We start from the raw sequence: 11,340 nt of genomic DNA, 5'->3' as shown, positions 1-11,340 counted from the left end.
CGGAAATACTGCATCTGGATCGGAACGCGGCCATGCAGTAATCTCCATCCCGCTGGTCCAAAATATCCATCAGGTCAATTTTGAGCGCAGCCTGAACCAACGTCCAAAACGCAAAACCGTCGTTCGTCCATGCCTGCGGGAACGACCCACCCCTCGTTCGAGGTCATGATGACGCGCAGGAAGTTGCGCAGTCGGATCGGATCGACACCCTTTGATTCGATCATCTGCATTTCAGCGGTGATCAATCCCTTGAGCCGCCCTTCAGCCGCTTTGTCGCCCGCCCACACGGCCTCGTCGGCTTGCAGTAACAAGCAACTTGCCATGTGCGCATTGAACTGTCCGGTGATGTAGCGGGCATCGTCTACCTGAAAATAGTGCGATGAGAAAAGCGAGCCTATAACTTCACCGACCTTGCTCTTGCCAGTGCCTCGGCGACCACGCAGCACGATCGCTGTCCCGAGTCGTTCGCGCGGCTTTTGGACAATGTGCGCGATCCAGCCGAAAATGTAGCTGAACAGTTTCTCATCGCCCGCGCAGACGTTGGTGAGCAAATGATCGCGAAAAATGGCGTAAGAGCCGGTCGGCGAGGGGGTGATATCGAAGCCGCGCCAGAAATTGAGATAATTTGGCGTTCCAGACGCGCCGTCGGGATTCGGGAAAAATTCGACCCCGTCATATTGCCGCCGATCGCGATGTGAATGCCAAGCCTTTGCCCAACTCACCGCCTTGACCTTGCCATCGGAGCCGACAACCTCGGTCTGGCGGTTCGCAAACCATGAACTCATAGCCTCAACGGACATCACCCGGACCCGATCATTGACCGGCCCATGAGGTTGCTCATTGATGACCACGGCCTTGCCGCCCCAGATCGCTAGCGCGTAGCTACGATTGATTTCCGCGATGTCGAAGCCCCAAGCACGCGGAGAGGTCGTTTCGGCCTCCCGAGGTTCGCTAACGGCCATAGCGTCCCCTCCGCCCTCAACGAGGTCGGCGATCATATTTGCGATGTCAGTCATTTCAGTCTCGTTGCGCTTGCCGCTTATGAGTCGAGAATCGGCATGCTACCTTCACCATCGGTGAACAAGCAGGGTCGTCGTAATGTTGGATGAAGATGGAATTCGGTTCGCTTGTGACGACGCTCGACAGCGCAACAAGGCAACTGTTGAACTTATCCAAGAGGGCGATCGAAGAGCATTAGAATTGTTGAAGTTCTACATTGCTGTCGCAACCGCAGCGATTTCGGCAGCGGCCGCAATTTTTTACAGTGTAAACGGTTCCATACCGTTGCTCTATGGAGTCGCCTTGAGCGGGTTAGTTCTGCCGCTACTAGCTGCTTCGGTGTGCTGCTTCATGGTGATTCGCGGCGCGGACATTAATCTGCCCGGCCGGGATGCAGAATTCTGGCAATGGGCACTCGCACCGAATGTTAATTCTAAGGATGCGTATGAGGCCTATCTTGCAGAGCTAGCAAAAGGGCAAGCGGTAAATAGGTCTTTGAATGCACGGATGTCCAAATGGATGGACCGCGCAAAAATCCTAGGGATGATTTCACCCCTAGGAGGATTGCTTTTTCTGTATTTCGGCATTGCTGCCCGAATTTAGTTTCTCGGAACTATGGGTTCTTCATTCTTCCGGAAACTGCGATCATCGGGCGGCGGCGGCGGCGGTTCGGGTGCCGGCTGCGGTTTGTCATCATCCGAAATGGCTGAGAGTTTCACTAGTCGTCTCCCTGAGACCAACATTTGGTGATTGCGGCGCAAAGCGTGCGACTCGTCAACACTAGCACGTACCGAGCAAACGGGAACAATGGGTGAACAGGTATCCCCGGATTTTCCCCGTATCGAGGTGCGTAAACGCGGTTTGTTCTGCCCGTTGATGCCGAACAACCTATCAGGCTCAGCGGAAATAACGCCTGAAAACATTGAAGTGACTGGTGCTGCCAGACAGGATTGAACTGTCGACCTCTCCATTACCAATGGAGTGCTCTACCACTGAGCTACGGCAGCGTGCGCCAGACCAAAAGGAGCCAGAAACGTACCATGTACGTGAATCAGCTGAAAAGCCTCTAAAGGCGCGCGTTCCTTTGCCATAAGGCCACTGGCGGCGCAAGCGCGGAGCGTCGTTCTCCGGCCCGTAGATGCCTCGCGGAACTCAGGCCGGGGCGGCGGTCTTGTATTTCGCCAATTCGGGGCCGATCCGGGCGCTCATTTCGGTGCTGAGGGCCTGCAAGGCCTTGAAAGGGCGAATCATCACCTCGAATTCGATGATCTTGCCGGCGGAATCGAATTTCACCAGATCGACGCCTTTCAGGTCCAGTTCTCCGATATTGGCACTGAATTCCAGCGCCACATCGTGCGAACCGGAGACGAATGTGCGGTGGTAACGGAAATTCTCGAAAATCTGCACGACGGTGGTGAGGATCAGCAGGCTCGCGGGACGTCCCGGGATGGGAAGATGGACGAATGGCGAGCGAAACACCGTGGTGTCCGCGAACAGCGGCCGCAGCACGTCGGTGCTCTTGGTTTCGACGAAACGATGCCAGCTCTTGAGCGTCTCCTGCGCCGCAGGCGCGAGACCCTGTGCATCACCTGTCATGAGATGTTCCTTATGACGTGACCTGCCGATTGCCCTGTCGCGTATGATTGCAGTAATCCTCGGCCGAACATCCGGTCAAGGGAACACCAGCGGGCCTGCCATGACGGACGATTCCGGCAAAACGGGGCGCAACGCCAAAACCGCCCGTGAAGAGCGGCTGAAATCGGCGCTGCGTGACAATCTGAAGCGCCGCAAATCGCAGGCACGCGGCCGCGCCGGAATGGCGATCGTCACACCGGAGGATGACGCACGTGCGCGTGCTGAGACGCCGGAGGCGGCGGCCGATTCGCGCGACGACGAGTGAGAATGCCTGCATACGGCGTTAAGGTCCGGCGCCGGCCTCGACTCTCCCATTCTTGATTATCCCCGCGCGCGCACGATCTAGTCTGAGAATGGCGGCTCTCTTGCATCGGTTTTGCAGGAAGATCGTCGCCGTGTTTTTGACGAGCGACGAGGTGCGAGCAATGGCGACAGACCCGGCAGCAACACCTGCGCACGCACCGCCACTGACATCAGCGGCGCAGGCGTTTCCGCGCTACGAGCAGACCTTCCCGACGCTGACGGAGGCCGAGATCGACCGGATGCGCCGGTTCGGCGAAGTTCGCCGCTACAAGGACGGCGATCGAATGTTCGAGACCGGCAAGCCGGGTCCGGGGATGTTCGTGGTTCTGTCCGGCAATGTCGCCATCACGCAGCGCGACGGCATGGGTCATGTCACGCCGGTGATCGAGCAGGGGCCGGGACAGTTTCTGGCCGAGGTCGGACAACTCTCGGGCCGCCAGGCATTGGTGGACGGCACCGCCGAGGGCGACGTGGAAACGCTGCTGATTCCTTCCGAAAGCCTGCGCGCGCTGCTTGTGGCCGAAGCCGATCTCGGCGAGCGCATCATGCGTGCGCTGATTCTGCGCCGCGTCAGCTTGATTCAGGGCGGCGTCGGCGGGCCGGTGCTGATCGGCTCGCCGTCATTGGGCGGTGTCGTACGCTTGCAGGGCTTTCTCTCCCGCAACGGCAATCCGCATCATGTGCTCGACCCTGCGTCGGACAAGGATGCCGCCGATCTGATCGCGCGCTATTCGCCGTCGCCCGCCGATCTGCCGCTGGTGGTGTGTCCGGACGGCAGGGTGCTGCGCAATCCCTCCGAGACCGAACTTGCCTATGCGATGGGGATGATCGGCGGCGCCGAACAGGACAAGCTCTACGATGTCGCTATCGTCGGCGGCGGTCCCGCGGGCCTTGCGACCGCGGTGTATGCGGCGTCCGAAGGATTGTCGGTGGCGGTGCTCGACGCGCGCCATTTCGGCGGTCAGGCCGGCGCCAGTGCACGGATCGAAAACTATCTCGGATTTCCGACAGGCATCTCGGGACAGGCGCTCGCCGGGCGCGCCTACAATCAGGCGCAGAAGTTCGGCGCGGACATGATGATCCCGGTCGAGGCCAGATCGCTCGATTGCACCAAAAGCGACGGCGCATTCGGTCTTTCGACCGCATGCGGTCATTTCCTGCGTTCGAAATCCGTCGTGGTTGCCAGCGGCGCGCGCTACCGGCGGCCGGAGATCGAGAACCTCGACAAATTCGAGGGGCGTGGCGTCTGGTATTGGGCGTCGCCGATCGAAGGCCGGCTCTGCGCGCAACAGGAGGTTATTCTGGTTGGCGGCGGCAATTCCGCGGGGCAGGCCGCGGTCTTCCTGTCGGGCCACGCCAGCAAGGTGCGCATGATGATCCGAAGCGGCGGACTTGCCGACAGCATGTCGCGCTATCTCATCGACCGCATCATGGCGACGCCCAACATCGAACTGATGATTCACACCGAGATCGCCGGGCTGGAAGGCACGCCCGATGGAGGGCTGACCCGCGTCCGCTGGCGCAACCGCCGGACCGGCATCGAAGCATCAGGCGACATCCGCAATGTGTTTCTGTTCGTCGGCGCGGACCCCGCAACCGCATGGCTGAAGGGATGCGGCGTCGCCCTCGACCGCACTGGCTTTGTGCTGACCGGCGCACAGTGCGAGGATGGCAAGCCTGTGTCGGGACTGGAGACGTCGGTGCCCGGCGTGTTCGCTGTGGGCGATGTGCGCGCCGGTTCGGTCAAGCGCGTCGGCGGCGCGATCGGCGAAGGTGCGCAGGTGGTCGCCGCGTTGCACGGATTTCTCAGCGACAAGCCGGCTGTGTCCATCTAGCCTGCAAGCTCTCGCCGGAGGGCCATCACCATGCCTTGCAAGCATATTGCGGAAATCCGTGACGTCACGCCGAGCGCATTGGGATGTGAGGAATGTCTCGCGACCGGCAGCGAGTGGCTGCATCTGCGGATTTGCCGGACCTGCGGCCATGTCGGCTGCTGCGACGAATCGCCCAACAAACATGCGACGAAACATTTTCACGCCACGCAGCATCCGGTCATCGAAGGCTACGATCCCCCGGAAGGCTGGGGCTGGTGTTATATCGATAAGGTGATGTTCGATCTGTCCAGGCGAAAGACGCCGCACAACGGTCCGATCCCGCGCTATGACTGAGCCCGTTGCCTATTATCCAAGCTTGCTAAATCCAATCCGTTTTCATCAGTTCATATCGGCTCGAAGGAATTTCAGGATGCATATCCGGCGGATCATTCGCGGCGCGGTCTGCGCTGTCACAATAGCGGCGTCAGTTCTGGTCGCGCTGCCGGGCAACGCGGTCGCGCAGGCGCCGCAGAGCCGCTTTGCCGAAGTCAACGGCGTGAAGCTGCATTATCTCGTGGCAGGCAAGGGTGACCCTGTGGTGCTGCTGCATGGTTACGCCGAAACAAGCCACATGTGGCGGCCGCTGTTTCCGGGGCTGGTGAAGAACCACACCGTGATTGCGCCGGACCTGCGTGGCTTCGGCAAATCCGGTGTGCCGGAGAGCGGCTATACCAAGAAGCAAATGGCGCAGGACATTCACGCGCTGGTCAAAAATCTCGGCTATGCCAAGGTGAAAATCGTCGGCCACGACATCGGATTGATGGTCGCCTATGCCTATGCCGCGCAATTCCCGGCCGAGGTCGACCGCATTGTGCTGATGGATGCCTTCCTGCCGGGCGTCGGCGATTGGAAAAACGTCTGGCTGCTGCGCGACCTGTGGCACTTCCATTTCTACGGCAAGACGCCGCTGGCGCTGGTGAAGGGCCGCGAGCGGATTTACTTCGAGCATTTCTGGAATGATTTCGCCGCCGACCCCACGAAGTCGGTGCCGGAGAAGGACCGGAAATTCTACGCCAAGTCCTACGCGCAGCCGGGCCATATGCGCGCGGGCTTCGAGGTGTTTCGCGCTTTCGAGAAAGACGCGGACGACTTCGCCGGCCTTGCAAAGACGAAATTGCCGATGCCGATGCTGGTGCTCTCCGGCGAAAAGGCCGGCGGGGCGTTTCTGATCGAGCAGGGCAAATTGGTCGCGACTGACGTCGAAGGCGTGATCGTCAAAGGTTCAGGCCACTGGCTGATGGAAGAGGCGCCCGGGCAGGTCATTCCGAAGCTGGTGGATTTTCTCAACCGTTAGCGCATGGCATGGCTGCCGCGCCCGGAAATTCGCCGCAAGTTGTGGCGCGGAAATGGAACTTTTGTTGCACGGCCGTGCCTATGCTGTAGCCTTTGGACGGGTTCTTAAAAGGGGCGCATCATGATTTTAGGCATGTCTTTGGCGGGTTTTACGGTCTTCCACCTTGTACTTAGTATGATTGCTATCGCCCTCGGTTTCGTTGTCGCGGGCGGACTTCTCGCATCGAACAAGCTGCCGTGCTGGACGGCGTTGTTTCTGATCACCACGATCCTGACCAGCGCGACCGGTTTTCTGTTTCCGTTCACCACGCTGCTGCCGTCGCACATGGTTGCCATCATTTCGCTGATCCTGCTGGCTGTCGCGGTCTACGCGCTCTACGGCAAGAATCTGGTCGGTATCTGGCGTCCGGTCTACATCGTGACGGCGTTGCTCGCGCTCTGGTTTAACGTCTTTGTCCTGATCGCGCAGTCGTTCCTCAAGGTCGCGTTGCTGAATGTACTGGCTCCCAAGGGAACGGAGCCGCCGTTCGCGATCGCGCAAGGCGCAACGCTGGTCTTCTTCATCTTCCTGATTGTTCTCAGCATCAGGCGTTTCCGGCCGGCATAACGCGGGCGGATATTTGGAGCATCGATGAAAGTCATTGTTTTCGGTGCGACCGGCATGGTCGGGCAGGGCGTGCTGCGCGAATGCCTGCTTGATCCCGCGGTGGTGGAGGTGCTGACCGTCGGCCGCAGCGCGACGGGGCAGCAAAGTCCGAAGCTGCGCGAAATCGTGCACAAGGACTTTCTGGATTTCTCCGCGATCGAAAGCGAGATGACGGGTTATGACGCCTGCTTCTTCTGCCTTGGCGTATCGTCGCTGGGGCTCGACGAAGCGCGTTATCGTCATCTCACCTACGACATCACGCTGGCGGCGGCGCGGCCGCTGGCGCGGCTCAATCCCGGCATGACCTTTGTCTATGTGACCGGTGCCAGCACTGACAGCACTGAGCAGGGCTCCATGATGTGGGCGCGTGTGAAGGGCAAGACCGAGAACGATTTGCTCAAGCTGCCGTTCAAGGCCGCCTACATGTTCCGTCCCGGCGCGATCCAGCCGCTCCATGGGGTACGCTCCAAGACGCCGTGGGTTCAGGCGATCTACACCGTGACATCGCCGCTGCTGACGCTGCTGCATCGGGTCGCGCCGCAATACGTGACCACGACCGAGGAGGTCGGCCGCGCCATGCTCGCCGTGGCCAGGCATGGCTACCCGAAGCCGATCCTGGAAATGCCGGACATCCACAAGGCCGGCGCCTGATCGCCAATTGCAGTCAAACCGACACAATTCGAGCGATTTTTGAGTTATTAAGCTGATGTGCCGGGTTTTCGGGGCGTCCTGGCGCGCGGTTTCCACTCCCGCTGAAACGCGCTAAAAGCCGACATTCCGGAACAAAGCAGGTTTGGCATGGATCGCATTCGTATTGTCGGCGGTAACAAGCTCAACGGCACCATTCCGATTTCGGGCGCCAAGAACGCGGCGTTGCCGTTGATGATCGCCAGCCTGCTGACCGACGAGACCCTGATCCTGGACAACGTGCCGCGTCTGGCCGATGTCGCGCAGGTCCAGCGCATCCTCGGCAACCATGGCATCGACATCATGTCGGCCGGCAAGCGCCCCGGCGACCACGAGTATCAGGGCCAGACGCTGCATATTTCCGCGGCGAACATCATCGACACCACCGCGCCTTACGAACTGGTCTCGACCATGCGCGCGAGTTTCTGGGTGATTGCGCCGCTGCTGGCGCGGATGGGCGAGGCCAAGGTGTCGCTGCCCGGCGGCTGCGCCATCGGCACGCGGCCTGTCGACCTGCTAATCATGGCGCTGGAAAAGCTCGGCGCGGATATTCAGATCGACGGCGGCTATGTGATCGCGAAAGCGCCCGGCGGTCTGGTCGGCGCGGAGATCGATTTCCCGAAGGTCACGGTCAGCGGCACGCACGTTGCGCTGATGGCGGCGACGCTCGCGAAGGGCACGACGGTCATCAACAATGCTGCGTGCGAGCCCGAGATCGTCGATGTCGCCGACTGTCTGAACAAGATGGGCGCGGAGATTTCCGGCGCGGGCACCACGCGCATCGTTATCGAAGGCGTGGCCAAGCTGCACGGCGCGCGGCATACCGTGCTGCCGGACCGGATCGAGACCGGCACCTATGCCATGGCGGTGGCGATGACAGGCGGCGACGTTCAGCTCGCGGGCGCACGGCCCGAACTGCTGCAATCGGCGCTCGATGTGCTGATCCAGGCGGGCGCGACCATCACGCCGAACAACGAAGGTATCCGCGTCACGCGCAACGGCGCCGGCATCAATCCGGTCATCGTTTCAACTGCGCCGTTTCCCGGTTTCCCAACCGACTTGCAGGCTCAGTTGATGGCGCTGATGGCGTGCGCGAAAGGCTCGTCGCACATCACCGAGACGATTTTCGAAAATCGCTTCATGCATGTGCAGGAACTGGCGCGCTTCGGCGCGCGTATTTCGCTCGACGGCGAGACCGCCATCATCGAAGGCATCTCCAAATTGCGCGGCGCGCCGGTGATGGCGACCGACCTGCGCGCGTCGGTCTCGCTGGTGATCGCCGGCCTCGCGGCCGAAGGCGAAACCATGGTCAACCGCATTTATCATCTCGACCGCGGCTTTGAGCGGCTTGAGGAAAAACTGTCTGCCTGCGGAGCGACCATCGAGCGCATCAGCGGGTAAACGCAGGCATGATCCCGAAAGGCGAAAGCCGGTTTTCGGAAAAGATCATGCCTCACTAAAACGCAAGGCGGGGCCCAATGTCTCAGAACAAAGTGTCTCAGCGTGAATCCTCGCAGCGCAAGCTGGCCGCTCTGGACGAAGACGATCTCGCCGTGATTTCGGCGCATGTCCAGGACGCGGCGGTGGTCGCGGGCGACATCCTGTGGCGGCCGGCCGAGAACCGCCTTGTCATCGGGATGCGGCGGCCGGACTGCGAGCAGATCCTTGCCGGCGAATGCACCCCGCGGAGGCTGATCTCGGCGCTCCGTTTCGACCGCGTGCTGTCCTGCAAATCGCGCGACATCGATATGGCTGCGACGGAACTGGCGCTGACGCTGCTTGGGATAGAGTTTGATCCGGGCAGGAAGCCGGGCGGCCAGGTGCTGTTACTGTTCGCCAGCGGTGGCGTGCTGCGGCTCGAGGTCGAGTGCCTCGAATGCGAGCTGGCCGATCTCGGTCCGGACAGTCTGACCGCCGATCCGGACGCCGCGCGCAATCTGGCTGCGGACACAGCCATTTAGCAACCAATCGGCGCGGTCCCGCTCGCGAATTCACCCTGAGGATGTTAAGGGTTGACCGTGATGTGGCATCGCGCCAATCACGATGTCTTTTAAAGATTTGCCGGACCCTGGAATGCCGATCCGCCTTAGCAGCCACAGCGCCGACTTTGCCCAGCGCTTCGATGCCTTTCTCGACATGAAGCGGGAAGTCTCCGCCGACATCGACGCGGCGGCGCGCGCCATTGTCGATGACGTGGCGAAGCATGGCGACGCGGCGCTGATCGCGGCGACGAAGAAGTTCGACCGGCTGGACGTTCAGGCCGGGGGCTTGCGGATTACGCCCGCGGAAATCGACGCGGCGGTGAAGGCCTGCGACGCGGCGACGCTCGACGCCTTGAAGTTCGCGCGCGATCGCATCGAGGTGTTTCACAAGCGCCAGTTGCCGAAGGACGAACGGTTCACCGACGCCGCAGGGGTCGAACTCGGCTGGCGCTGGAGCGCCATCGAAGCCGTCGGACTTTATGTGCCAGGCGGCACTGCGGCCTATCCGTCATCGGTGCTCATGAATGCGGTGCCCGCGAAGGTCGCGGGCGTCGAGCGCGTCGTGATGGTCGTGCCGTCTCCCGATGGCAAGCTCAATCCGCTGGTGCTGGCGGCCGCCCAACTCGGCGGCGTGTCGGAAATCTACCGCGTCGGCGGCGCGCAGGCCGTGGCGGCGCTGGCTTACGGCACCGCGACCATCAAGCCGGTGGCGAAGATCGTCGGCCCCGGCAATGCCTATGTGGCCGCCGCCAAGCGGTTGGTGTTCGGCAAAGTTGGAATCGACATGATCGCCGGTCCGTCCGAAGTGCTGGTGATCGCGGATCGCACAGCGAACGCCAACTGGATCGCGGCGGATCTGCTGGCGCAGGCGGAGCACGACGTCAACGCGCAATCGATCCTCATTACCGACGACGAGACATTGGCGAACGATGTGGCGCGCGCCGTCGAGGCCCAACTCACCACGTTGCCTCGCGCGGACATCGCGCGCGCCTCGTGGAATGATTTCGGCGCGATCATTCTGGTCAAGGCGCTGGATGATTCCATCGCGCTCGCCAACACCATCGCGGCCGAACATCTCGAGATCATCACCGCCGATCCCGAACATCTCAGCGCCCGCATTCGTAATGCCGGCGCGATCTTTCTCGGCGCGCACACGCCGGAAGCGATCGGCGACTATGTCGGCGGATCGAACCACGTTTTGCCGACCGCGCGCTCGGCGCGGTTCTCGTCGGGCCTCGGCGTGCTGGATTTCATGAAGCGGACCTCGATCCTCAAGTGCGGACCGGATCAGCTTCGCGCGCTCGGCCCGGCGGCGATGACGCTGGGCAAGGCCGAGGGCCTCGATGCTCACGCGCGCTCGGTCGGGCTGAGGCTCAATCTGTCATGAGCAAGCCGCCACCAGACGGCGATGCTCAAAACCGCGTTGTCGCGGTGACGCTCGATGAAGAATCCATCGGGCGCTCGGGGCCCGACATCGAGCATGAGCGCGCCATCGCGATCTACGATCTGGTCGAGAAGAACCTCTTCGCGCCGGACGGCGCGCACGCGGGGCCTTTCACGCTGCATATCGGCATCACCGGCAACCGCCTGATGTTCGATATCCGGCGCGAGGACGGCACGCCATGCGTGGTGCATCTGCTGTCGCTGACGCCTTTCCGCCGCATCGTGAAGGACTACTTCATGATCTGCGACAGCTACTATCAGGCCATCCGCACCGCGACGCCGGACAAGATCGAAGCCATCGACATGGGCCGCCGCGGCATCCATGACGAAGGCTCACGCACATTGATGGAACGCCTCGATGGCAAGGTCCGCGTCGATTTCGAGACCGCGCGCCGGCTGTTCACCTTGATTTCGGTTCTGCACTGGAAGGGCGAGGGCAGCACATGAGGCGTCACGTCCTTCCCGTCATCAGCGGAAG

At 61.4% G+C, this 11,340-nt stretch carries 13 protein-coding genes and 1 tRNA gene; 11 read left to right on the top strand and 3 right to left on the bottom strand.

Annotated features, from left to right (window positions below; all coding sequences use genetic code 11):
- Window positions 1-74: 74 nt before the first annotated feature.
- A complete protein-coding gene (locus AC07UB_RS21605; RefSeq protein ID WP_494653659.1) occupies window positions 75-1,016 on the bottom strand; it encodes a primase-helicase family protein in 942 nt (313 codons plus the stop codon).
- An 82-nt stretch (window positions 1,017-1,098) separates the two neighbouring features.
- Here AC07UB_RS21605 and AC07UB_RS21600 point away from each other — a divergent pair, with 82 nt between their 5' ends.
- The gene (locus AC07UB_RS21600; RefSeq protein ID WP_494653660.1) at window positions 1,099-1,602 is read left to right on the top strand and encodes a hypothetical protein; all 504 of its coding nucleotides are present in this window, start codon (window positions 1,099-1,101) and stop codon (window positions 1,600-1,602) included.
- 329 nt (window positions 1,603-1,931) lie between these two features.
- Here AC07UB_RS21600 and AC07UB_RS21595 read toward each other — a convergent pair.
- Both AC07UB_RS21595 and AC07UB_RS21590 read right to left on the bottom strand, forming a co-directional pair.
- A tRNA-Thr gene (locus AC07UB_RS21595) sits at window positions 1,932-2,006 on the bottom strand.
- Between the two features lie 145 nt (window positions 2,007-2,151).
- On the bottom strand, window positions 2,152-2,595 hold the full coding sequence (locus tag AC07UB_RS21590; protein ID WP_492791754.1) for a nuclear transport factor 2-like protein: 444 nt from the start codon (window positions 2,593-2,595) through the stop codon (window positions 2,152-2,154).
- 100 nt (window positions 2,596-2,695) lie between these two features.
- On the opposite strand from AC07UB_RS21590, the gene AC07UB_RS21585 reads away from it, so the two are divergent.
- The 10 genes from AC07UB_RS21585 (at window position 2,696) to AC07UB_RS21540 (ending at window position 11,309) form a co-directional block, all read left to right on the top strand.
- Complete coding sequence (locus AC07UB_RS21585; RefSeq protein WP_492791755.1) at window positions 2,696-2,899, top strand: hypothetical protein; 204 nt, start codon at window positions 2,696-2,698, stop codon at window positions 2,897-2,899.
- 160 nt (window positions 2,900-3,059) lie between these two features.
- Window positions 3,060-4,772, top strand: a complete 1,713-nt coding sequence (locus AC07UB_RS21580) for an FAD-dependent oxidoreductase (protein ID WP_494653662.1) — start codon at window positions 3,060-3,062, stop codon at window positions 4,770-4,772.
- A 30-nt stretch (window positions 4,773-4,802) separates the two neighbouring features.
- Window positions 4,803-5,105 (top strand): UBP-type zinc finger domain-containing protein, encoded by a 303-nt coding sequence (locus AC07UB_RS21575; RefSeq protein WP_492791757.1) that lies wholly within the window; start codon window positions 4,803-4,805, stop codon window positions 5,103-5,105.
- 76 nt (window positions 5,106-5,181) lie between these two features.
- Window positions 5,182-6,105 carry an alpha/beta fold hydrolase gene (locus tag AC07UB_RS21570; RefSeq protein WP_494653664.1) on the top strand — a complete coding sequence of 308 codons (924 nt, stop codon included), beginning with the start codon at window positions 5,182-5,184 and terminating at the stop codon, window positions 6,103-6,105.
- Window positions 6,106-6,225: 120 nt separating this feature from the next.
- On the top strand, window positions 6,226-6,711 hold the full coding sequence (locus tag AC07UB_RS21565; RefSeq protein ID WP_492791759.1) for a hypothetical protein: 486 nt from the start codon (window positions 6,226-6,228) through the stop codon (window positions 6,709-6,711).
- 24 nt (window positions 6,712-6,735) lie between these two features.
- A complete protein-coding gene (locus AC07UB_RS21560) occupies window positions 6,736-7,401 on the top strand; it encodes an NAD-dependent epimerase/dehydratase family protein (protein WP_494653667.1) in 666 nt (221 codons plus the stop codon).
- 147 nt (window positions 7,402-7,548) lie between these two features.
- On the top strand, window positions 7,549-8,838 hold the full coding sequence (murA, locus tag AC07UB_RS21555) for a UDP-N-acetylglucosamine 1-carboxyvinyltransferase (RefSeq protein ID WP_492791761.1): 1,290 nt from the start codon (window positions 7,549-7,551) through the stop codon (window positions 8,836-8,838).
- Window positions 8,839-8,915: 77 nt separating this feature from the next.
- A complete protein-coding gene (locus tag AC07UB_RS21550) occupies window positions 8,916-9,398 on the top strand; it encodes a DUF2948 family protein (RefSeq protein ID WP_492791762.1) in 483 nt (160 codons plus the stop codon).
- A 112-nt stretch (window positions 9,399-9,510) separates the two neighbouring features.
- Window positions 9,511-10,806, top strand: coding sequence for a histidinol dehydrogenase (hisD, locus tag AC07UB_RS21545; protein WP_494653669.1), 1,296 nt, complete (start codon window positions 9,511-9,513; stop codon window positions 10,804-10,806).
- The gene (locus tag AC07UB_RS21540) at window positions 10,803-11,309 is read left to right on the top strand and encodes a UPF0262 family protein (RefSeq protein ID WP_492791764.1); all 507 of its coding nucleotides are present in this window, start codon (window positions 10,803-10,805) and stop codon (window positions 11,307-11,309) included. The genes hisD and AC07UB_RS21540 overlap by 4 nt, the downstream gene beginning before the upstream one ends.
- Window positions 11,310-11,340 lie beyond the last annotated feature (31 nt).

Source organism: Afipia sp. GW821-FHT04G03 (assembly GCF_059419985.1).
This window is presented reverse-complemented; position numbering and strand designations above follow the sequence as displayed.